The sequence below is a fragment of the Amycolatopsis sp. CA-128772 genome (genome assembly GCF_002904295.1).
GTDB lineage: Bacteria > Actinomycetota > Actinomycetes > Mycobacteriales > Pseudonocardiaceae > Amycolatopsis.
On record NZ_PPHG01000080.1, the window covers coordinates 1 to 22500 of the forward strand.

Here is a 22500-nt window from a genome sequence, read left to right on the forward strand (position 1 = left end):
GTCCGCACGCGCCCGCGCCGAGGCCGAGCCTGCTCCGCCGGCTCCTCGAGCCCGCTCGCCAGCAGCTCCGCCAGGTGCACCCCCTCCCGCCCGCCGCTGTCGAGCTCGTGGAGCTGGGTTCGGCAGCTGAACCCGTCCGCCAGTACCGCCGTCTCCGGGGCCGCGTCGCGAACACGGGGCAGCAGAACCCGCTCCGCGCACGCCTCCGAGACCTCCAAATGCCCCTTCTCGAATCCGAAGTTGCCCGCCAGGCCGCAGCAGCCCGAGTCCAGCTGCTCGGCGTCGACGCCCGCGGCTTCGAGGAGCTTGCGGTCCGCGTCCCAGCCCATGACCGCGTGCTGGTGGCAGTGCACCTGCGCGATCGCCTTCGCGGCCAGGTGCGGCGGGCGGTAGCCGGGGGAGTGCTCGGTGAGCAGCTCGGCGAGGGTGACCGTCTGCGCGCGCAGGCGCCGGACGTCGTGGTCGCCCGGGAAGAGGTCGGCCGCGTCGGCGCGGAACACCGCTGTGCAGCTGGGTTCCAGGCCGACGACGAGGCCGCCGTCGTGCAGGTGCGGGGCCAGCTCGCGGACCGTGCGGGCCAGGATGTGCTTCGCCGCCCCCAGCTGCCCGGTCGAGATCCACGTCAGCCCGCAGCACAGGGCCGCCGACGGCAGGGTGACCCGCCAGCCCGCGTCCTCCATCAGCCGCACCGCGGCCCGGCCCACGTGCGGGTGGAACGAGTTGGTGAACGTGTCCGGCCAGAGCAGCACCGTCCCGCGGGCGCCGGTGCCGGCCGGCCCGCGCCGGGCGAACCACTGCTGCAACGTCTCCCCGGCGAACATCGGGACTTCGCGGTCCTCGACGCCCGCCACGAGCGTCGCCAGCCGGGACAGCCCCGGCGCGTGCGTCAGGGCGTTGACCACGCGGCCGGCCCGCAGCCGGCCGACGAGCTGGGCGAACGCGGGCAGCCAGCCCATCGTGAAGTCCGAACGCGGCCGCCGCCACGGCCGGCCCTCGTAGTGGTGGGCGAGGAACTCCGCCTTGTACGTCGCCATGTCCACATTGGCCGGACAGTCCGTCTTGCACCCCTTGCAGGCCAGGCAGAGATCGAGGGCCTCGCGGACGTCCGTCGAGCGCCAGCCGTCGCCGACCGGGCTGTCGCCGTGGCCGTCCAGCATCTCGAACAGCAGCCGCGCCCGGCCGCGCGTGGAATGCTCCTCCTCGCCCGTCACCTGGTACGACGGGCACATGACCTGCCCGCCGCTCGTGGTGTGCCGCCGGCACCGCCCGACGCCGACGCAGCGGTTGGCGGCTTGGGCGAACGAGCCGCCGTCGTCGGGGAACCGGAAGTACAGGTCCTGCGGGTCGGCGGGGGTCCAGGCGGCGCCCAGGCGCAGGTTCTCGTCGAGGCGGTAGGGGGCGACGACCTTGCCGGGGTTCATCCGGTTCCCCGCGTCGAAGACGGCCTTCAGCCGGCCGAACGCGATCGCCAGGTCGTCGCCGAACATCCTGGGCAGCAGTTCGCCGCGCGACTGGCCGTCGCCGTGCTCGCCGGAGAACGACCCGCCCATCCCGGCGACCAGGTCGGCCGCGCGCTCCATGAACCGCCGGTAGGTGGCGACGCCGTCGGCGGTGTAGAGGTCGAACGGGATCCGGGTGTGCACGCAGCCCTGGCCGAAGTGGCCGTACAGGCTCGGGCCGGTGTCGCCGGCGTAGCCGAACTCTTGGTACAGCGCGGTCAGCTTCCGCAGGTACTCGCCGAGCCGGTCCGGCGCGACGGCGGAGTCCTCCCAGCCTTCGAAGGTGTCGGCGCGGCCCGGCAGGTGCGCGGTGGCGCCGAGGCCGGCCTCCCGGACCTGCCACAGCTCGTGCTCGCGCGCCGGGTCGTCGAGGAATTCGACGTCGGCTTCGTGCTGGGTGCCGCGCAGGGCGTCGAGCATCTTGTGCGCCTGCCGTTCGGCTTCCTCGTGCGTGCCGGCGGCGAACTGCACCATCAGGAACGCGCGCCCGTGCGGCAGCTCGCCGAGCGCCTTCGGGTTCATGTGCTTGATCTGCTGGTCCCGGATGAGCTTGTGGTCCACGCCTTCCAGCGCGACCGGCTCGTGCGGGAGCACGGCGGGCACGGCGTCCGCGGCGGTGGCGATGTCGCGGTAGCCGAGCACCACGAGCGTCCGTTCCGGCAGCACCGGCACCAGTTCCAGTTCGGCCCGCAGCACGGTGACCAAAGTGGACTCGCTGCCGACGAGCAGCCCGGCGACGTCGAAGTGGTGCTCCGGCAGCAGGGAATCCAGGTTGTAGCCGGAAACCCGGCGCGGGATGTCCGGGTAGCGGCGGCGGATCTCCCCGGCGTACTCGTCGCGCAACCGGCGCAGCTGCCGGTAGATCGCCGCCCGCGGGTCGCCGTGCCGCTCGATCTCGGCGTACTCCTCGTCGGTGGTTTCCCCGCACCAGAAACGGGTTCCGTCGTAGGTGAGCACCTCCAGGCGGGCGATGTTGTCGACGACCTTGCCGGTCCGCTGGGCGGTGGCGCCGCAGGAGTTGTTGCCGATCATCCCGCCGAGGGTGCAGTTCATGTGCGTCGCCGGCTCCGGCCCGAACCGCAGGCCGGTGTCCGCGAGCTGCCGGTTCAGCTCGTCGAGCACGATCCCGGGCTGCACGACGCAGGTCCGGGCGCCGGTGTCGACCGACTCCAGTTCGGTGCAGTACTTGGAGAAATCGAGTACCACGGCGGTGTTGGTGCACTGGCCGGCCAGGCTGGTGCCGCCGCCGCGGGACAGCACCGGCGCCCGGAACTCCCGCGCCACCGCGAGCGCTGCCACAGCGTCGTCCGGTGTCCGCGGCAGCACGACCCCGAGGGGCACCTGCCGGAAGTTGGACGCGTCGGTCGAGTACGCGGCGCGCGTACCGCGGTCGAAGCGCACTTCGCCGTCGACACGTTCGCGCAGTGCCGCGGCGAGTGCGTCGGTGTCGATGTCTTCGTGGTCCGCGTGGCGCACCACCGGATCGGGGAGCTGGACGGGTCCCATCGCGGATCCTCCTTCAGGGTGCGTATTCGGCTGCCGCGTCGGCGCGGAAAGCCAGGCCGTGGCCGGGCTCGGTCATCGACGGCGTCACCGTGCCGCCGGCCGGGTCGAGGCAGCCGTCGAAGAAGCGTTGTTCGATGCGGTCGTGGTCGGCGAACCACTCGATGTGCCGGAAGTTCTGCGTGGCCACGGCGGCGTGCGCGGAGAGGTTGGGCGCGCAGTGGGCCGACACGTCCCGGTTGACCGCGGCGGCCAGCGCGGCGGCCCGCCGCCATTCGGTGTAGCCCCCGCAGCGGGTGACGTCGACCTGCAGGCAGTCGACGGCCGGCAGCATGCGCGCGAAGTACGGCAGGTCGTAGCCGTACTCGCCGGCGGCGATGTCCGGGCCGCCGGGGAAGCGCGTCGCCGCGAGCCCGGGCAGATCGTCGCTGGAAACCGGTTCCTCGAACCACGTGACGTCCCACTCCGTCAGCCGCTCGGCGACGCGGCGCGCCCGGCCGGGGGAGTAGGCGCCGTTGGCGTCGACGTACAGCGCCGCGTCGTCGCCGATCGCCGTGCGGGCCAGCGCGACCCGGCCGAAATCGCGGTCCGGCGACTCGCCGATCTTGATCTTCACCCGCGGAATGCGCTGCTGCCGGACCCACTGGTCCAGCTGCGCGGTCAGTTCGTCACCGGAGAGTGTGGTGAAGCCGCCGCTGCCGTACACGGCGACCTCGTCGTGCACCCGGCCCAGCAGCCTGCTCAGGGGCAGCCCGAGCGAGCGGGCCGCGGCGTCCCACAGGGCGATGTCGACGGCGGACATCGCACACGAGACCAGGCCGGGCCGCCCGAGGTTGCGGATGGCGTGCTGCATGGCCGCCCAGCAGGCGGGCACGTCGAGCACCGGGCGGTCCCGGACAGCATCGGCGAGCACGCCTTCGACCAGCGGCACGCAGGCCGCGTCGGCGTACGTCCAGCCCAGCCCGCGGATCCCGCCGGCCTCGACGTGCACGACGACGATCGTGGTGGCGTTCCAGGCCAGGGTGCCGTCGGCCTCGGGCGCCGGGGTCGGCACCCGGTAGGCCCGGGCGCCGACCCGTTCGACGCTCGTCACCGGTTCTTCCCGGGCAGGAACTCCTGCAGCTTCGTCTTGACGCCCTGGGCGACGAGGTGGAGCGCGTCGGGATCGCCCTTGAGCACCGCCTGGGCGGCCGACTTCACCTGCTCGAAGGTGGCGTGCGGCGGGATGGGCGGCACGTCCGGGTCGCACCGGACGTCGAGCACCGCCGGCTTGCCCGCGGTGAGCGCGGTGTCCCAGGCCGAAGCCAGCTGGTCCGGCTTGTCCACCGTGACGGCCGCGAGCCCCAGCGACAGGGCGAACCCGGCGTAGTCGACGTCCGGCAGGCTCTGGGACTCCTCGAACTTCGGCGCGCCGCCCATCGCGCGCAGCTCCCAGGTGACCTGGTTGAGGTCGTTGTTGTGGAAGACGCAGATCACGCAGGCCGGATCGCTCCACAGGGTGTGGTACCGCGCGATGGTGATCAGCTCGGCGAGGCCGTTCATCTGCATGGCGCCGTCACCGACCAGGGCGATCACCGGCCGGTCGGGGTGGGCGAACTTGGCGCCGATGGCGTACGGCACGCCCGGGCCCATCGTGGCCAAGGTGCCCGAAAGCGACCCGCGCATGTCGCCGCGCATGCGGAGGTTGCGCGCGTACCAGTTGGTCGAGGAGCCGGAGTCCGCGGTGATGATGGCGTTCTCGGGGATCCGTTTCGACAGCTCGGACACGATGGCCATCGGGTTCACCGGCTGCGCGTCGACGGCGGCTTCCTTGTCGACGGTGTCCCACCAGGAGGCGACGTTCTTCTCGATGGTCTCGCGCCACGAGCGGCCGGGCTTGCTCTTCAGCCGCGGCAGCAGGGCACGCAGGGTGGCCGCGCTGTCCCCGACGAGGTTGACCTCGGTCGGGTAGCGCATCCCGATGAACCGGCCGTCCAGGTCGATCTGCACCGCCCGCGCCTGGCCGAAGTCCGGCAGGAACTGGCTGTACGGGAAGTTCGAGCCGACGATCAGCAGCGTGTCGCAGTCGCGCATCATCTCGTAGCTCGGCCGGGTGCCGAGCAGCCCGATCGAGCCGGTCACCCACGGCAGGTCGTCGGGCAGGACGTCCTTGCCCAGCAACGCCTTCGCCACGCCCGCGCCGGTGATCTCCGCGATCTCGCGGACCTCCTCGGCCGCGCCGCGGGCGCCCTGGCCGACCAGGATGGCGACCTTCTCGCCGGCGTTGAGCACCTCGGCCGCCGCCTCGATGTCCGCCTCGCCCGGGACCGCCCGGGACCACGCCGTGCTCGGCGGGCTGGAGGGCACCTGCTTGAACGCGTGCTGCGGCGGGGAGTACGGCTCCTCCTGCAGGTCCGCGGGGATGATCAGGGCGGTCGGGCAGCGGGACGACTCGGCCGTGCGGATGGCCCGGTCGAGGGCGTTCGGCAGCTGCTCGGCGACGTTGACCTCGACGAGGTATTCGCTCGCGACGTCCTTGTAGAGGGCCTGCAGGTCGATTTCCTGCTGGTAGCTGCCGCCCATCGCGCTGCGCGCGGTCTGCCCGACGATCGCGACCACCGGGACGTGGTCGAGCTTGGCGTCGTAGAGGCCGTTGAGCAGGTGGATCGCGCCCGGGCCCGAGGTGGCCATGCAGACGCCGACCTTGCCGCTGAACTTCGCGTAGCCGACCGCCGAGAAGGCGGCCATCTCCTCGTGCCGCGCCTGGACGAACCGCGGCTGGTTGTCGGCCTTGCCGAACGAGGCGACGATCCCGTTGATGCCGTCGCCCGGGTAGGCGAAGACCTGCTCCACCCCCCACTCGCGCAGGCGCTGGAGCAGGTAGTCACCGACGGTCTGGCTCATGAGTACTCCCTTTGGCGTGCGATGCCGCTTCGGTGAGCGCCTCGTGGACCCGGCGGGCCACCAGGGCGGGTGGCGGCCGCACCGGCTCGGGCCACCGGGCCAGGACCGCCGGCGCCTCCGCGCCGTCCGGTTCCACGGCCAGGCACCACCCGCGGCCGTCGGTCCACTGCACCATCAGGAACCGGCCCGCGTACCGGGCGGCCAGGGCGATGTAGGCGGTCGACGGGCTGCCGCATTCGCTCCACGACGCCGCCGGCTCGACGCGCAGCAACTCGGCGACACACTCGACGTAGTCGCGCAGGGCCGTGGCCTCGACGTGCCCGGGATCCGGTTTCACCGGCGCGGACGCCTCCTTTCGCGGTCGCCTTCGGCGCTCACGAATCGCTGTACCCGCTTTCGCCGGCTATCATACTTGCGTGACGCAAACGTGGCAGGAGCCCCAGGGTACCGACGCGGCGCTGGCCGTGTTGCGGGCGATGGTGATGATCGCCGACTCCAGCGTCGAGCGGAACACCGAACAGCTGACGCTGACCCAGTTCCGCGCGCTGCGGGTGGTGGTCGACCGGACGCCGGTCACGATGGGCCGGGTGGCGCGCGAGCTGGCGCTGAACCCGTCGTCGGTCACCCGGGCGTGTGATCGTCTGGTCACGCTGAACCTGCTGGAAAAGGCGCCCAACCCGCTGAACCGGCGGGAGACGCTGCTCGCTCCCACCGCGGCGGGGCGCCAGCTCGTGGACCGGGTCGACCGCGACCGCCGCCGGGTGCTGGCGCGCGTCCTCGGCCGGCTCGACCCCGGGGCGCGCGCCGCCGCGATCGCCGCTTTCGAGCGGTTTGCCGGAGCTGTCGAAGCGGACGAACCGGATTCGCGTTCATCATTGCGCCACGCAAATTGAAATGCCCGGAGAAAAGTTTGGCTCGCCACGGACGGGGTATGCGCCGCGGCGGCCAGGCCACGATCGGAGGTCCTTGCGGTGGGTAAGCGCGACGGAATCACCCAGCCCTGGGGGACCAGGACGCCCTACGGGCCGGGAGAGCCGTGGCCGGTCCGGGTGGACAGCCACCTCGCCGACGGCCTCCGGCCCGAGGACGTCGACCGGTGGGTCCGCAGCGCCGCGGTGCTGCACTCCAACGGCGACGGGCTCGACATCGCGGTCAAGGACGGCCGGATCGCCGGGGTCCGCGGCCGCGCCGACGACCGCGTCAACCACGGCCGGCTCGACCCGAAGGACCTCTTCGCCTGGCAGGCGAACTCGTCGCCGGACCGGCTGACCACGCCCCTGGTGCGCAAGAACGGCGAGCTCGTGGCCGCGAGCTGGGACGAGGCCATGGACCTGGTCGTCCGGCGCAGCCGGGAACTGCTCGACGAGCAGGGACCGGGCGCGCTCGGCTTCTACACCAGCGGCCAGCTGTTCGCCGAGGAGTACTACACGCTCGCCGCGATCGCCCGCGGCGGCCTCGGCACCAACCACCTCGACGGCAACACCCGGCTCTGCACGGCGACCGCGGCCGCGGCGCTGAAGGAGTCTTTCGGCTGCGACGGCCAGCCGTCGTCCTACACCGACGTCGACCACGCCGACGTGATCGCCCTCTTCGGGCACAACATGGCCGAAACGCAGGCCGTCCTGTGGTCGCGCGTCCTCGACCGGCTCGCCGGGCCGAACCCGCCGGCGGTGCTCTGCGTCGACCCGCGCGACACCCCGGTCGCCCGGGCGGCGACGCTGCACCTGGCGCCGCTGCCCGGGACCAACGTCGCCCTGATGAACGGGATCCTGCACGAGATCATCGAGCACGGCCGGGTCGACCGCGAGTACGTCGAGCGCTGCACGGTCGGCTACGACGATCTCGCCGCAATGGTCGCGGATTACCCGCCCGAGCGCGCCGCGGAGATCTGCGGGCTCGACGCCGGGGAAATCCGCGAAGCCGCCCGGCTGCTCGGCTCGGCGGAACGCCTGCTGTGCACGGTGCTCCAGGGCTTCTACCAGTCCCACCAGGCGTCCGCGGCCGCCGTGCAGGTCAACAACCTCGTGCTGCTGCGCGGCATGCTGGGCAAGCCCGGCGCCGGCGTGCTGCAGATGAACGGCCAGCCGACCGCGGAGAACACCCGCGAATGCGGTGCCGACGGCGACCTGACCGGATTCCGCAACTGGGCCAACGACTCGCACGTGGCCGAGCTCGCCGGGCTGTGGAACGTGGACCTGGGCAAGATCCCGCACTACGGCCCGCCGACGCACCTGATGCAGATGCTGCGCTACGCCGAGACCGGGACCCTGCGGTTCCTCTGGGTGTCGGCCACCAACCCCGCCGTCTCGCTGCCCGAGCTGCACCGGATCCGGTCCATCCTGGACTCCCCGCGGCTGTTCCTGGTCGTGCAGGACGCTTTCCTGACCGAGACGGCCGAGCTGGCCGACGTGGTGCTGCCCGCGGCGATGTGGGGCGAGAAGACCGGCACGTTCACCAACGTCGACCGCACGGTGCACCTGTCGGAAAAGGCGGTCGAGCCGCCCGGGCAGGCGCGGGCCGACCTCGACATCTTCCTGGATTACGCGCGGCGCATGGACTTCCGCGGCAACGACGGCGAGCCGTTCCCGCAGTGGCACGACCCCGAAACCGCGTTCGAGGCGTGGAAACGCGCGTCGGCGGGCCGGCCGTGCGACTACAGCGGCCTGAGCTACGCCAAGCTGCGCGAGGTCAGCGGCGTCCAGTGGCCGTGCACCGCGGAGCACCCGGACGGGACCGAACGGCTCTACGCCGACGGGAAGTTCTTCGCCCAGCCGGACTACTGCGAGAGCTACGGCCGCGACCTCGTCACCGGTGCGCCCTACGAACCGGTCGAGTACCGGGCGCTGAACCCCGACGGAAAGGCCATGTTCCGGGCGGCCGAACACCTCGAACCGCACGAGACGCCGGACGAGCACCACCCGTTCTTCCTCATCAACGGCCGGACGATCCACCACTTCCACACGCGCACGAAGACCGGCCGGGCCCCGCAGCTGCAGGCGGCCGCGCCGGAGGTGTGGCTCGAGGTGTCCTCGCGTGACGCGGAGGCAGCCGGGCTCGCCGAGGGCGACCTCGCGGAGGTTTCGACGCCGCGCGGGGCGGTCCGCGCCCGGGTCCGCATCGGCGGCATCCGCGACGGCGTGCTGTTCCTGCCGTTCCACTACGGCTACTGGGACGTCGAGCACCCGGCGGGCAAGGACGGCGACCGCGCGGCCAACGAGCTCACCTTCACCGACTGGGACCCGGTGTCCAAGCAGCCGCTGTTCAAGACGGCCGCGGCCGCGCTGCGCCGGATCGGCGCGGTGCCCGCCCCGGCCGCCGAACCGGTGCCCGCGACCGTCGACGAGGAGGTCGTCCGATGAAGCTCGACCTCGTCCTGCGGGAGCTGCACCGCGCGGAAACGGCGATGGCCAAGGACCTGCTGAAGGCGTCCGGCCGCCACCACGCCGAGCACGAGATCCACCACCTCGCCCGCGACCTGGCCGGCTGGTCGGCGGCACACGTGCGGGACATCGCCCGGGCCGGCCGCGCCCACGGCCTGGACCTCGGCGAGGAGGTGCCCGGCCCGGGGCCGCTGGAGCCGCTGCGGACGGCCCTGTCCGAGCTGGGCGGCCGTCGTCCGGAGCCGGGCGTGCTCCTGCTGGCGGACCTGCGCCGCCTGCACCGCCGCGCGGCGGGCGTCTCGCTCGACTGGGAACTGCTCGCGCAGAGCGCGCAGGCGGCGAAGGACACCGAAATGCTGGAGCTGGCGAGCCGCTGCCACCCGCAGACGCTGCGGCAGCTGAAGTGGACGAACGCGATGCTGAAGGTGCTCGCGCCGCAGATCCTGACGAGCTAGGTCACCGCCGCCTGGGTACCCGGGTGATGGTGCTGCCCACGGTGAAGGACCTCGCCGAGCTGACCGGCCTGGCGGTCACCGCACCCGGGCTTCGCGGCCGTGCAGCAGAAATCCCAGCGGGTTGTCGCCGAGGCGGTCCAAGGCCCGGCGGCGCACGATCGTGCTGATCGCCGTCATTCCCACACCCCAGATCGCGACCACCACGACCACCGCGGGCGCGGGCAGCACCCGGTCCAGGTGGGCCAGGTTCACCGTGGCGGCGAGGGTCGCGATGCGGGCCGCCCGCTGGTACCAGCGGGCCGGCTCGGCCGCGAAGACGCGGGTGCCCGCGATGTAGACCGTCAGGCCCGCGGTGAGGAGCCAGGCCGCCGCGGGGGGTGGGGACTCGTGCAGCGAAAGGTTGACCCCGGCCGCGACCAGCAGCAGGGCGAAGGCCGGCGGCAGGTGGCCGCCCGCGTAGAGCGAATAGGCGAGCGTGGGGTTGCCGCCGGAGAGGCCGAGGAGTTTCTCGGACAGTTCCGCGGCCGAGGTGAAGTACAGCCACCACAGCGCGCCGGCGAGCACCAGGCCGCCGGTCATGGCCGCCCAGTACGCGAAGTCGTCGGCGGGTCGCTCCAGCGCGGCCGTGCCGACGGTGATCACCAGCTCGCCGAGCAGCAGGATCATGAACAACCCGAAGCGTTCGGCGAGGTGGGCGGAGTCGACCTTCAGGTTCGGGTCGCGGGGCCCGTCCAGCATCGCCCGCCGCCGCGCCTCGGCGGTCGGGCGTTCCCGGCGCTGCCCCGGGGCCGCCGGTGGCCGCCGAGGAGCAGGAAGCCGGCTTCCTGGAGCAGGGCGAACGCCCAGAACCACCCGCTGCCGGGCAGCACCGCCGAGGCCGCGAACAGGACCGCCGAAGCCGCGTAGCCGGTGCTGATCCGGCGCTGGTCGAGCCCGGGCCGGGCCGGCCACCGGTGGGCGGCCGCCAGGAGCACGCGGACGGCGGCCATGGCCGCGGCGAAGATCGCGGGGTGGCCCTCGAAGACGTGGTGCACCTGGGTGGCGGCGATGGCGCACGGGATGGTGCCGGCGAGCACGAAGAGCCGGTCGGCGGCGCGGCTGTCGTCCCCGCGGCGGTTGTAGAGCACGGCGAAGCCGATCCACGTCCACCACAGCGTCGCGAAGAGCCCGAGCGCGGCGGCGACGCGCGCCCAGTGCGGGGCGGCCACCATGCCGTGCGCCACCTGGCCCACCGCGAACACGAAGACCAGGTCGAAGTACAGCTCCACCCAGCCGACCCGCTTGCCGGGCGCGACGCCGGCGTCCTCGTCCCCATCGGTCACGGCGGGGATTCTGCCGCACCCGGTGCCCGGCACCCCCACCCGGGCGCGGCGGGAATTAATAACACACCATTCGAGCAATGGCCGAATTCGCCCCGGCGGCTGCTGTGGGTAATTCTGCCGCCAGCACTCCGGAATGTCTCGCGCGCCTGCCGGAAGGCCCGGGAGCTGCGCGAACACTGTTGAACGGTGTGCAAGCAGCGACCGTGGGAACACAATCAGTGAGCCGCGGAAATAATTCGATCCTCCCCTTCCGAAACGCCGCCGCGCAGGGTTGACAAGGACGCCGGGCGTGATGTCTTCTGCTGGTCGGCCTGATCAACGCCACGTCATCCCTGGGGATCCGCCTCCTGTCCGAGTTCGACGTCAGCCGTGCGCGCGGCTGGGAATCGAGCGATTCCGCCATGCACGAAAGCAGATCCACGCCCCGCCGCCCGGCGGACGCCGCGTGGTGGCCGGCGCACTGGAGCGTCCGCACCAAGATCAGCGTCGTCCTGCTGCTGCCGGTCCTGGTCGCGGTGGCGCTCGCGGAGATCCGGATCCAGGGCGAGCTCGACCGGGCGACCGCGCTCAGCGCGGCCCGCGACCGGCTGCCGGTGCTGCGCGACACGCTCGATCTGACCGCGTCGCTGGGTGAGGAAATGGTCGCCGCCGTCGCGGTCCCGGCCGGTGCGCCGGACACGCTGACCGCGGCGGTCGACGCGAAGGTGGCGGCGGTCCAGCGCGATGTCGGCTTCGCGCCGCTGCCCGGGGACACCGGCCGGGCGCTGAACACCGCGCTGGGCAAGCTCGCCGGGATCCGCGCGGCCGGGGCCGGCGGCGGCGACGTCCGCACGAAGGCCGCCGGCTACAACGACATCATCGCCACCCTCGGCGACCTCGTGCCGGCGATCGTCCCGGCCGACGCCGCCGACGCGGAGACCACCCGGCTGCTGGTGCACCTGCGTGGCGAGCTGGCCACCGAAGAGACCTACCGGCGGGCCGCGCAGAACAGCCCGGACGACGCCTCGCTGCGCCCGGCCGTCATCCGGACCGCCGCCGAGCAGGAGGTCCTCGCCGAACAGGCGGAGCACCAGCTGACCGGTGCCTCACTGGCCCGGTTCGCCGACGCGGCCGAGGCCGCCGACGGCCGGCTCGACGCCCTCCAGGAGCCGGGCGGCGGCCGTCCGCTCGCGTCGCTGCTGCCCTCGATCACCGCCGAGACCGCCGCGGTGACCGGCGTGCTGAACGACGTCGCGGCGCAGCTGTCGGCGAACGTCCAGGCGGCGGCGGACGACGCCCGGTCGGACTCCCTGCGTGACACCGCACTGGTCCTGGGCGCGCTGCTCGGCGCGCTCGCGATCGCGCTGCTGGTGGTGCGGTCGCTGGTCACGCCGGTGCGCCGGCTGCGCGCGGCCGCCCTGCGCGCGGCGAACGAGCAGCTGCCGGAAACCGTCCGGCAGGTCCGCGAGGGCCACGACGTCGACTGGCGCGCGGTGCCCGACTCCGGCGTCCGGACGGAGGAGGAGATCGGGCAGCTGGCCCGCGCGTTCGACGACATGCACCGCCAGGCGGTCCGGCTCGCCGTCGAGCAGGCCGAGCTGCGCAAGCAGGTCAGCGAGATGTTCATGACGCTGTCGCGGCGGAGCCAGTCGCTGGTCGAGCAGCAGCTGTCGATCATCGAGGACCTGGAGGCGGGGGAGCAGAACCCGCGCCGGCTCGACGAGCTGTTCCGGATCGACCACATCGCGACCCGGCTGCGCCGCAACGGCGAGAACCTGCACGTCCTGGCGGGCGGGCGCCCGGTCCGCCACGGCCGCGAACCGGTCCCGGCCCGCGACCTGCTGCGCGCGGCGACGTCGGAGGTGAAGGACTACCGGCGGGTGGCCCTGGGCAACGCGCCCCGCGGCTCGGTCCAGCCGGAGGCGGCGGCGGACGTGGTGCACATCCTCGCGGAGCTGCTGGAGAACGCGACCCGGTTCTCGCCACCGGAGCACAAGGTGGCCCTGACGGCCGACCGCGGCGCGGACGGCGGCCTGCTGATCGAGGTGGTCGACCAGGGCCTGGGCATGACGCCGGCGGAGCTGACGACGGTGAACGACCGCCTCGCGGCGGCCGGCACGGTCGGCCCGGAGACGACCCGCCGGATGGGGCTGTTCGTGGTCGGCCGGCTGGCGGCCCTGCACGGGGTGACGGTGCGGCTGCGCGCGACGGGAACGGCCGCCCGCCACGCCGGGGTGACGGCGAGCGTCCACGTCCCGGGTGCGCTGGTGCTGGCGGACCTGGCCCGTCCGATCGGCGCGGGCCGGCTGGTACCGGCGAGGAACGGGCACGCGCGGCCGCCGGAGGTCCCGGCCCAGGCGTCGACGCCGATCTTCGAGCAGGTCGTGACGAGCTGGTTCACCGAGCCGGGGGCCAAGCCGGTGGTGCGGCGGAACGGCTCGGCGGCCCCGGTGAGCTGGCCGACGGGGGAGGAAGCCGCGGCCGAGCCGGAGGAGGAGACCGACCGGACCGAGTCCGCTGCGGAGTACCGGGCCCTTTCAGCCGAACCGGTGAACCGCGGCGAAACTCCGGCCGCACCCCACGCCAAGCCGGCTGTGGAAGCCGTGGACGTGAGCCGGCCCGGCCACGCCGAAGCCACCACGCCACCCCCGGCCACCCCCGCCGTCGAACCCCCGGCCGAGCACGTCCCGGCGCACGCCGCCGACACCCCCGCGGCCGAAACCACCGTCGTCGGCGGGTGGGACACTCCCGCCGACCGGGTGCGGCAAGCCGCCGAAAGCGCTCTCCGGCCCGCCCCCGCGCAGCGGGTCACCGATGCCGGCCTGCCGACCCGCCGCCCCGGGGCGCAGCTCGCGCCCGGTGCGGTCGTTCCGCGGGTGCGGGAACAGGCCGGCGGGGCGCCGTTCCGCGACGCCGCCGCCGTTCGCAGCAGTCTCTCCCGGCACTACCAGGGCATGCGCGCGGCCCGGCAGGAAACCGCGGCCCGGGCCGGGCAATCCGGAAAGGACGAAGTGGATCCGCGATGACGGAACTGCACGCTCGACGCCCCGAGCCGTCGGCCCGGTCCCTCAGCGGGACACTGGCCGTCCCCGGTCCCGCCGTCCCGCCCGAACGGACGGCGACGCTGAACTGGCTGGTCAACGGGTTCGTCCAGGACGTGTCGGGGATCGCGCACGCCGTGCTGGTCTCGGCCGACGGCCTGCTCGTCGCCGCCGACGACGCCCTGCCCCGCGAACGCGCCGACCAGCTGGCCGCCATCGCGGCCGGGCTGTCCAGCCTGTCGCTGGGCACCGCCGAACTGTTCACCGCCGGGCGGGTGGTGCAGTCGGTGATCGAGATGGAGCAGGGGTTCCTGCTGCTGATGAGCGTCGGCGACGGCTCGAACCTCGTCGTGCTCGCCTCGACCGGCTGCGACATCGGGCTGGTCGGCTACGAGATGACGATGCTGGTCGAGCGGGTGGGGCAGAAGGTCGACGTGCCCGCACGCGAGATACCGGTGGCCCAGGACCACCGGTGATCGACGACCCGCCGCCCGGCCCGCACGGGGACGAGCCGCGCCGCAGCCCGGCGCTCGCCCGCCCCTACGCGTGGACCGAAGGCCGGACGGCACCGGCGGTCGAGATCGCCGTCGAAGCTCTGGTCGAGACCACGATGGCGGGCCTGGCCGAAGCCGGCTACCTGACCTCGAGCGCGCAGGCGGAGGTCCTCGAGCTGTGCGTCCGGCCGCGGTCGCTGATGGAGATCGCCGCGCTGCTGGCGCTGCCGCTCGGCGTGGTCCGCGTGCTCGTGCCGGACCTGATGCAGGACAACCTGGTGATCGTCCGCGACACGCTGTCGGAGACCGCCACCTGGGACGAGCGCCACGACCTGATGGAACGCGTGCTGCACGGGCTGCGCGACCTCTAGAAAGGACTTCCCGATGGAGCACTTCGCGCTGGGGCCCTGGCTGCTCGTGCTGGCGTACCTGACGTCGGTGGTCGGCTGCGCGCTCGGGCTGGCGTGCGCGGTCCAGGCCCGCCACGCGACCGACCCCCGCCACCGCCTGCGCTGGCTGGTGCTGGCGGCGGTCTCGATCGGCGGCGTCGGCATCTGGCTGATGCACTTCGTGGCGATGCTCGGGTTCAGCACCCCGGGCATGCCGGTCCGCTACGACATCTTCCGCACGGTGCTGTCGGCGGTCCTGTCGGTGGCGGCGGTGTTCGCGGGCCTGCTGGTGGTGGGCGGCCGCGCGAAGTTCGGCTGGTGGCGCCTGGCCCTGGGCGGCGTGATCACGGGCTTGGCGGTGAACGTCATGCACTACACGGGAATGTCGGCCCTTCGGGTCAAGGGCGACTTCGGCTACGACGGCGGCCTGGTGGCGCTGTCGGTGGTGATCGCGGTGGTGGCGGCCACGGCGGCGCTGTGGTTCGCGGTGTTCCTGGACCGCCTGTCGTTGCGCCTCCTGGCGGGTTTCGTGATGGGCGCGGCGGTGACGGGCATGCACTACACGGGCATGGCGGCGGTCCGCATGAGCATGGACATGAACGCCCCCGACCCGGCGGGCGCGGAGGTGTTCTCGTTCCTGTTCCCGGTGTTCGTGCTCGCGGCGATCGCGATGGCGGTGCCGCTGTGCGCGGTGCTGCTGGCCCCGGCGGTTTCGCCGAAGGACGCCGAGCCGGCACCGGCCGGCGAAGACGTCATGGCGGTGTGAGACGGCCCGCGGGGGAACGCCCCCGCGGGCCGTCGTTTCACCTCCCTACAGGCTGCAGATCAGCGAACACGCCTTCGCCGACGACCAGTCCGTTGTGGACGGTGGCGTTCCCGGCGGGACGTTCACCGGCACGTAGCTCACCTTCGCCTTGTTGGTGATCGGGAACAGGTTCAACAACGCGTACGTCGCGCAGTACACCTGCTTCGACTGGCCCGCCGCCAGGACGAACGGACCCGTCTGGCACGACGGCTCCACCGTGTCCACCACCTGCGCGGACGTGATCCCGACCGGACCCTGGTTCGTCACCGTGATCCGCCAGTACGCCGAGGCCGCGAGCACCCCGAGCAGGCCCACCGGGGCCTGTTTCGCCCACGGACCCGCGCCGCCCGGGCCGCACTGGGCCGGGTGGATCGCCGTGCAGATCTCCTTCTCCACCGTGACCTTCGGGGTGCACGTCGGGCCCGGGGCCACCGGAAGCGTCACCGTGTTGGACGTGAACGAACCCGTCGGGTCCGTGCCCGTTGCCGTGTTCGCCACCGAGGTCACCGTGCAGTCCGCCGAGATCGTCGTGCGGAAGCACAGCTGCGGTGCGTCGCCCGCGAAGTCGACCACCAGCGAACCGCTGAAGCCGGCCGCGGAATGCAGGACCAGCGTGGTCGTCACCGTGATCGACGGGTGCGCCGCCACCGAGACGCCGGTCAGGTCGACCGAGCCGTCCGGCGCGAAGCCCGGGGTCGGTACGACTGCCCCGTCCTGGTCGACCACCGTCACCCGGGACGCCGCGAAGTCGATGTTCGCCGGGTCGACACCCGTCAGCCGGGCCGAGGTGTAGCCCTGGACGTGCGAGGCGCCGTCGCAGTAGAAGTCACCCGGGCGCAGGGTCACCTGCCCGCCGGAGCGGACGCACGGGGTGGCGCCGGTCGCCGGGTCCATCGAAAACAGCACGCCTGCGTCGCCCAGGCCGATCAGGCAGCCCGACGGCGCGTCGTACGCGTATCCGTAGTCCCGGGTCGCGCCGCCGTTCACCGACGGGTGGGTGATCAGGGCGGGCAGCCCCGCACACGCCGCCCCGGTCGCCCAGTCGTGGCACACCGCCGCACCCGCGATACCGCCGTTCCAGACCGGGAAGTAGCTGCGCAGGTGACCGCCCGGGTCGGTGACGACCTCCGGGTTGAAGACGTACGTCCCGTTCGGCAGCGTGGCCGGACCCGGCGGTGCGGGCAGCGCCGACCCGTCGACCGCGAAGCAGGTCGTGACGTTCGTGGGACCGCCCGTCGACGAGCACACGCCCACCGGGGCACCGGCCGCGCTGAACGCCGTGTACGCGGTGAAGGTCAAGTTGCCCGCCGGTCCCGCCGGCCGCCAGGAAGCCCAGCCGGCGCACGCCGTGGCCGTCGCCGGGTCGAAGCAGCCCAGCGACGGCACCTGCGCGGTGCCGGGGTTCGACGAGGACGCGAACACCTTGCCCGCCACCACGTCCAGCGCGCCGTAGACGTACGGGTTGCCGCTGATGGCCGGCGCGATCGGCGCGTACGGCTGGCCGCCGCAGGCACTCTGCGTGGCGATGGTCCAGCAGACCACCGCGCCGCTGGTGACCAGGCCGTAGATGTTGCCGCCGGTCTCCACGAGCCCGGTGATGCCGCTGACCGCGGGCGATCCGCCGGTGGCGGCCAGCGCCCAGTACCCGCAGTTGGCCGAGGCCGCCATGTCGAGGCAGGCGACGCCGACGGAGGCCGCCGTCACGGCGGGGTAGTAGACCTTGCCGGGTGCCGCGGGGTCGCGGACGTACTGCTCGACCATGGTGGTGGTGATGTCCCCGGCCCCCAGGGTGCCGAGCGGGCCGGGCGCGGTGTTGAGCACCTTCGGCCACGGGCCGCCCGGGCACCGCGTCCCGGAGGCGAGGTCGGTGCAGACCACCTTCGGCGAAGTGGCCCCCAGGTGGTGGTAGATGTTCCAGGCCTGCAGCGCGCCGCTCGGGGTGCGGTACAGGATCGGGGAAAAGCCGTCGCCGCCGGTGGCGGTGGTGACCGCCTGCACGGGCGGGGTCAGCGCGCCGGACAGCTGGGTCGCGTCGGGCCCGGCGGCGGGGTTCGTGGCGCGGACCGCGGTGACGCCGGACGCCGGTTCGGTACCGGTGAACGTGCTGCCGTCGGTCGACCACTCCGGCGTCCAGCCGGGGGGCGCGTGCAGCGAACCGGACTGGTAGGCCAGGCCCGCGCCGACGGCGTCGGTGATGGTGGCGGCGCCGGTCGTGGTGGCGTGGTCGTCGTAGCCGATCACCCAGTTCGCGGACGCGCCGTGGTCGGCGGGGGAACCGGTGCCCTGCACGGACTTCGTAAGCGCCGAGACCGGCGGGGCGGGGTCGGCGGCCGCGGGCAGCGGGACGACGGCGGCCGAGGCGAGTACCAGGGGCAGGAGCGCTCCCAGCATGCGTCTTCGCATGAATGGTCCTCGATTCTTTCGACGGAAAGCCCGGGAATCGTTTCCCGGCCGAAGGAAAATCCTATGCCGCACCGGCAGTGTGTTGAAGCACTCTCACCCAGGCGCCGAAAAGGCGAAGCGAACAGCGCAATTACTCGTCAGTGGATGCCGTTGATGCCCGGTCTGACGAGCTGTTTTGTCGACGTGGGTCACCCGGATGGCTGCGGTATATTCACTCGATCGGGTAACGCGTGGTCGCCGCATCCGCCCGGTTTCGGGCCGGTGAAGATCTATTGTCCTTGATTTATCCGGATTCGGCGTCGAAGCGGAGTTTCGACGTGATGCGGTAGCGGTCGCCGCGGTAGACCGACCGGGTCAGCTCGACGATCCGGCCCGTCGTGTCCCGGGTGAGCCGTTCGATGTGCAGGATCGGGGCGTACACCGCGATTTCGAGGAGCTCGGCCTGGTCCGGGTTGGTGACCGCGGGTTCGATCGTCTGCACCGCGTCCTGCACGGCGAGGCCGAAGCGTTGCCGCAGCAGGCGGTAGAAGTTGCCCGTTTCGAGGTCCGCCGGCTGCAGGCCGGGGACCAGGGCGGCGGGCAACGCCAGGTTTTCGATCGCGATCGGCTCGTCGTCGACATCCCGGACCCGCGTGACGCGCAGCACCGGCGCGCCCGCCTCGAGGTCCAGCTCGGCGGCCAGGGACCGCGGGGCCGGCGAAACCGCGAACGCGACCACCCGGCTGGTCCAGTGGCCTTCCGCGGGCGGCACCGCGAGCCCGGTGGCCAGCTCCTGGGTGACCTTGTGCGGGCTGGTGAACGTGCCGCGGCCGCGCTGGCGCACGAGCAGCCCGGTGCGGGTCAGCTCGTCGATGGCCGCCCGGACAGTCGGGCGGGAGACGCCCAGCTCGGCGGCCAGGTCCCGTTCCGAGGCCAGCCCGGTGCCGGGGCCGGCGTTCTCGATCACCTTCAGCAGGTGCCGCCGGACGCGGTCGCGCTTCACGGTGGGCGGCCGGTCGGCCGGCTCGTCCCCTTCTTTCCGGGGGTTCCGGGTGGTGGAGCCCCCGGCCTGGGGCGACGGCCCGGATGGCACAGCGGTCAAGGCACGGTCTTTTCGGGTACGGGGACTGCGCCGGCGAACCGGACGCGCTCCTTCGGCAGGGCACCCAGCGCCCGCAGCCGGGGCAGGTGCCCGGTCAGGCGCTGGTGGAAGTCAGCATAACCGCGGCCCGGTGGCGACCACGCCCGCTCGGCCAGCGCGCACAGCCGCGGGAAGGCCAGGTGCCGGACGTGGTCGGGGGTCGGCGCGTGCTCGGTCCACAGCTGGGCCTGCGTGCCGAGCACGCCGGGCGTCGTCCCGTTGCTGACCGGCAGGCCGCCGGCCAGGGGATCGAACCGGTAGACGTCCGCCAGCGTCGTCACGGGTTCGCGTGGTGGCTCGCCGGGGTCCTCGCTCTGCCGGTAGTCGAAGTACGTCGCCGTGTGCGGGGCCATGACGACCCGGTGGCCGCGGGCCACGGCGAGGGCGCCGTGGGCGGCGTCCCGCCACGCCGTGACGATCAGCTCCGCGGGCAGCCGGCCCGCGGCGTGGCCGGTCTCGTCCCAGCACACCGCCTGCCGGCCCAGGCTCGCGACGACGTCGTGCAGCCGGCCGAGGAACCACGGGTGGAGTTCGGCGGGGTGCACGCCGAGCCGGGCGGCGGTGGCCTGCGCGACCGGGCTGGTTTCCCACTGCGTGGTCGGGCATTCGTCGCCGCCGATGTGCAGGTACGGCGCCGGGAAGACCGCCGCGACCTGGGTGAGGACGTCCCGGCAGAAGGCGAAGGCGCCGTCGTGGACGCCGAGGATGTCCGGGCTGATGCCCCACTCCGTCCACACCGGCAGCGCCACCGAAGGCCGGTTGCCCAGCGACGGGTAGGCGGCCAGCGCCGCGCGCACGTGCCCCGGCAGGTCGATCTCGGGCACGATCCGCACCCCGCGCCCGGCGGCGAAGGCGACGAGTCCGCGCAGCTCGCGCTGGGTGTAGAAGCCGCCGTGCGGGACACCGTCGAAGACGCCGCTGCCCGCGGGCCCGACCATCGACTCCGCGCGCCACGCCCCGATCCCGGTGAGCCGGGGCCAGCCGCCGATCTCGATCCGCCAGCCCTGGTCGTCGGTGAGGTGCAGGTGCAGCACGTTGTACTTGTGCAGGGCCAGCAGGTCGACGAACTCGCGGAGGAACTCCAGCGGCATGAAGTGCCGGGCGACGTCCAGCAGCACCCCGCGCCAGGGCAGGCGGGGCGCGTCGCGGATCGACAGGCACGGCAGTTTCGGGGACAGCTGGCGGATCGTCTGCACGCCGGCCAGGAGGCCCGCCTCCGTCGACGCGGTGAGCAGCGCGCCCTCGGGCGTGACCTCCAGGGTGTACTCCTCCGGGCCGAACCCCGGGCGCAGCGACAACCGGATAGCCGGTCCATTGTGGACCACCGGGAGCCCGGTGCAGGCGGCGAGCAGCCGGGCCGGGCCCCGGGTGCCCGGGCCCGCCAGGATCCCGGTGGGCGTGCAGGAACCGGCACGGCGGGTCAGCCGGGCGGGGTACGGGATGAGCATCAGCCCTTCACCGCGCCCGCGGTCATGCCTTCGACCAGGTGGCGCTGCACCAGCGCGAAGAAGACGACGACGGGCAGCGCGAACAGCGTCGACGCGGCGATGAGCCCGCCGTAGTCGGTGCCCGTGCTGGTGCTGAACGAGACCAGCCAGACCGGCAGCGTGTAGCCCGAGCTGTCCTTCATGATGACGTAGGCGAACAGGAAGTCGTTCCACGCGGTGATGAAGGCGAACACGCTGGTCGCGATCAGCCCCGGCAGCACCAGGGGCAGCAGCACCGAGCGCATCACCCGGCCGCGCGTGGCGCCGTCGACCAGCGCGGCCTCCTCCAGTTCGACCGGGATGCCGTGCAGGAACCCGCGCAACGTCCAGATCGTGAACGGCAGCACCAGCGCCACGTAGGTCAGGATCAGCCCGGCGAGGGTGTCCAGCAGGTGTGCGCTCTTCAGGCTCAGGAACAACGGGATGACCAGCGCGGGCACCGGCACCATCTGCAGCACGAGCACGCCGATGAGGAAGCTGCGGCGCCCGAAGAACCGGAAACGCGTCAACGCCGTCGCGGCCAGGAACGCGACCACGATGGACAGTACGACGACCGCCACGACGACCACGACGCTGTTCACGAGGTCCGCCACGAAACCGGGTTTGGCGAGGGCGCCGGCGAAGTTGTCCAGGGTGAGGTCGAAGGGCAGGAACTCCGGCGTGGGCTGCAGGATCCGGCCCGCCGGCTTGAACGCCGTGAGCACCATCCAGTAGACCGGGAAGATCCACACCAGGCAGAAGATCGTGGCCGCGGTGTTCCGGCCGAACCGCCGGATCACAGCTCCTCCCCGGACCGGACGAGGCGGCGCACGTACACCGCGGTCAGCCCGACCAGCAGCGCGACCGAGACGACGGCGATCGCCGCGCCCTGGCCGAAGTCGTTGCGGCTGAAGGCGCGGGTGAACGTCCAGATGCCGAGTGTCGTGGTGCCGCCGCCGGGGCCGCCCTGGGTGAGGATCCAGATCTGGTTGAACACGGTGAAGTCCCAGATGACGGAGAGGATGGTGACCAGGCCGAGGATCGGCTGGAGGAACGGGAAGGTGATCGTCCGGTGCACCCGCCACGGTCCGGCGCCGTCCAGTGCCGCGGCTTCGTAGTAGGAGCGCGGGATCTGCGAGAGGCCGGCGTGCAGGGTGAGCGCGACGAACGGGACCGACTGCCACACGACGAGCAGCCAGACGAGGGTGAACGCCGACGCCGGGGTCGTCGTCCAGTCGTGCTGGGTGAGGTCGCCGAACCCGAGCCGGGTCAGCAGCCAGTTCACCACGCCGTACCCGGGCTGGAAGAGCCACTGCCAGACCAGCGTCGAGGCCACGTTCGGCAGCGCCCACGCCGCGATCAGGCACAGCGTCACGGCCGTCCGCATCCCGCGGCCGAGGCGTTGCAGCAGGAGCGCGACGCCGAACCCGATCACCAGCGTCCCGGCCACCAGCGCGGCGCAGAAGCCGATGCTGCGCGCGAGGACCGGGAGCAGCTGGGGGTCGCCGAGCACGGCGGTGTAGTTGTCCAGGCCGGCGAACCCCGTCCGGCCGGTGAACAGCGACCGCAGGCCGTACTCCTGCAGCGAGATGACGAGCAGCCGGACGAGCGGGTAGCCGAGGACCAGCCCGAGCAGCGCGGTGGCGGGCAGGAGCAGGCCGTAGGGGAGCAGGGAACGGCGTCGCGTTCTTTCCCGGGTGCGTGCCTTCTCGAGCAGCACGGGATCTCCTTCGCGGAAGCAGGGGCGGGGTGGCGCGGCGG

At 72.8% G+C, this 22500-nt stretch carries 18 protein-coding genes; 7 read left to right on the top strand and 11 right to left on the bottom strand.

Features of this window, described 5'->3' with window-relative positions:
* The 4 genes from C2L59_RS32710 to C2L59_RS32725 form a co-directional block, all read right to left on the bottom strand.
* Positions 1–3005, bottom strand: a 3005-nt coding sequence (locus C2L59_RS32710; RefSeq protein ID WP_103353404.1) for an FAD-binding and (Fe-S)-binding domain-containing protein, incomplete at its 3' end; no start/stop codon positions are given.
* Between the two features lie 13 nt (positions 3006–3018).
* Positions 3019–4095: an enolase C-terminal domain-like protein gene (locus tag C2L59_RS32715; RefSeq protein ID WP_103353405.1), complete on the bottom strand. Its 1077-nt coding sequence runs from the start codon at positions 4093–4095 to the stop codon at positions 3019–3021.
* Positions 4092–5885: a thiamine pyrophosphate-requiring protein gene (locus C2L59_RS32720; protein ID WP_103353406.1), complete on the bottom strand. Its 1794-nt coding sequence runs from the start codon at positions 5883–5885 to the stop codon at positions 4092–4094. Before C2L59_RS32720 ends, C2L59_RS32715 begins: the two co-directional genes overlap by 4 nt.
* Positions 5866–6222: a DUF6292 family protein gene (locus C2L59_RS32725; RefSeq protein WP_103353407.1), complete on the bottom strand. Its 357-nt coding sequence runs from the start codon at positions 6220–6222 to the stop codon at positions 5866–5868. The genes C2L59_RS32720 and C2L59_RS32725 overlap by 20 nt, the downstream gene beginning before the upstream one ends.
* A 79-nt stretch (positions 6223–6301) precedes the next feature.
* Between C2L59_RS32725 and C2L59_RS32730 the strand changes: the two genes are divergently transcribed.
* The 3 genes from C2L59_RS32730 to C2L59_RS32740 all read left to right on the top strand — a co-directional run bounded on the left by C2L59_RS32730 (position 6302) and on the right by C2L59_RS32740 (position 9720).
* Positions 6302–6778, top strand: coding sequence for a MarR family winged helix-turn-helix transcriptional regulator (locus C2L59_RS32730; RefSeq protein ID WP_103353408.1), 477 nt, complete (start codon positions 6302–6304; stop codon positions 6776–6778).
* Between the two features lie 78 nt (positions 6779–6856).
* The gene (locus C2L59_RS32735) at positions 6857–9244 is read left to right on the top strand and encodes a molybdopterin oxidoreductase family protein (RefSeq protein WP_103353409.1); all 2388 of its coding nucleotides are present in this window, start codon (positions 6857–6859) and stop codon (positions 9242–9244) included.
* The gene (locus C2L59_RS32740) at positions 9241–9720 is read left to right on the top strand and encodes a hypothetical protein (RefSeq protein ID WP_103353410.1); all 480 of its coding nucleotides are present in this window, start codon (positions 9241–9243) and stop codon (positions 9718–9720) included. The genes C2L59_RS32735 and C2L59_RS32740 overlap by 4 nt, the downstream gene beginning before the upstream one ends.
* Positions 9721–9795: 75 nt before the next feature.
* Here the strand turns inward: C2L59_RS32740 and C2L59_RS49920 are convergent, their stop codons facing one another.
* Positions 9796–10458 (bottom strand): low temperature requirement protein A, encoded by a 663-nt coding sequence (locus C2L59_RS49920; protein WP_255410322.1) that lies wholly within the window; start codon positions 10456–10458, stop codon positions 9796–9798.
* On the bottom strand, positions 10428–11042 hold the full coding sequence (locus C2L59_RS49925) for a low temperature requirement protein A (RefSeq protein WP_255410323.1): 615 nt from the start codon (positions 11040–11042) through the stop codon (positions 10428–10430). The genes C2L59_RS49920 and C2L59_RS49925 overlap by 31 nt, the downstream gene beginning before the upstream one ends.
* Before the next feature lie 401 nt (positions 11043–11443).
* On the opposite strand from C2L59_RS49925, the gene C2L59_RS32750 reads away from it, so the two are divergent.
* Genes C2L59_RS32750 through C2L59_RS32765 form a run of 4 tightly spaced genes read left to right on the top strand, consistent with a single transcriptional unit; the run spans position 11444 to position 15711 of the window.
* Complete coding sequence (locus C2L59_RS32750; RefSeq protein ID WP_103353411.1) at positions 11444–14047, top strand: ATP-binding protein; 2604 nt, start codon at positions 11444–11446, stop codon at positions 14045–14047.
* The gene (locus tag C2L59_RS32755; protein ID WP_103353412.1) at positions 14044–14538 is read left to right on the top strand and encodes a roadblock/LC7 domain-containing protein; all 495 of its coding nucleotides are present in this window, start codon (positions 14044–14046) and stop codon (positions 14536–14538) included. Before C2L59_RS32750 ends, C2L59_RS32755 begins: the two co-directional genes overlap by 4 nt.
* Complete coding sequence (locus C2L59_RS32760; protein ID WP_103353413.1) at positions 14535–14927, top strand: DUF742 domain-containing protein; 393 nt, start codon at positions 14535–14537, stop codon at positions 14925–14927. Before C2L59_RS32755 ends, C2L59_RS32760 begins: the two co-directional genes overlap by 4 nt.
* 13 nt (positions 14928–14940) lie before the next feature.
* Positions 14941–15711: an MHYT domain-containing protein gene (locus tag C2L59_RS32765; RefSeq protein WP_103353414.1), complete on the top strand. Its 771-nt coding sequence runs from the start codon at positions 14941–14943 to the stop codon at positions 15709–15711.
* Between the two features lie 45 nt (positions 15712–15756).
* Here the strand turns inward: C2L59_RS32765 and C2L59_RS32770 are convergent, their stop codons facing one another.
* The 5 genes from C2L59_RS32770 to C2L59_RS32790 all read right to left on the bottom strand — a co-directional run bounded on the left by C2L59_RS32770 (position 15757) and on the right by C2L59_RS32790 (position 22459).
* On the bottom strand, positions 15757–18153 hold the full coding sequence (locus C2L59_RS32770; RefSeq protein ID WP_103353415.1) for a hypothetical protein: 2397 nt from the start codon (positions 18151–18153) through the stop codon (positions 15757–15759).
* A gap of 283 nt (positions 18154–18436) precedes the next feature.
* A complete protein-coding gene (locus C2L59_RS32775; RefSeq protein WP_233223820.1) occupies positions 18437–19225 on the bottom strand; it encodes a GntR family transcriptional regulator in 789 nt (262 codons plus the stop codon).
* A 5-nt stretch (positions 19226–19230) separates the two neighbouring features.
* Positions 19231–20721: a beta-N-acetylhexosaminidase gene (locus C2L59_RS32780; protein ID WP_103353417.1), complete on the bottom strand. Its 1491-nt coding sequence runs from the start codon at positions 20719–20721 to the stop codon at positions 19231–19233.
* Entirely contained in the window at positions 20721–21539 is an 819-nt protein-coding gene (locus tag C2L59_RS32785; RefSeq protein ID WP_103353418.1) for a carbohydrate ABC transporter permease, read from the bottom strand. The genes C2L59_RS32780 and C2L59_RS32785 overlap by 1 nt, the downstream gene beginning before the upstream one ends.
* Positions 21536–22459, bottom strand: a complete 924-nt coding sequence (locus C2L59_RS32790) for a carbohydrate ABC transporter permease (RefSeq protein WP_103353419.1) — start codon at positions 22457–22459, stop codon at positions 21536–21538. The genes C2L59_RS32785 and C2L59_RS32790 overlap by 4 nt, the downstream gene beginning before the upstream one ends.
* Between the last annotated feature and the right edge of the window lie 41 nt (positions 22460–22500).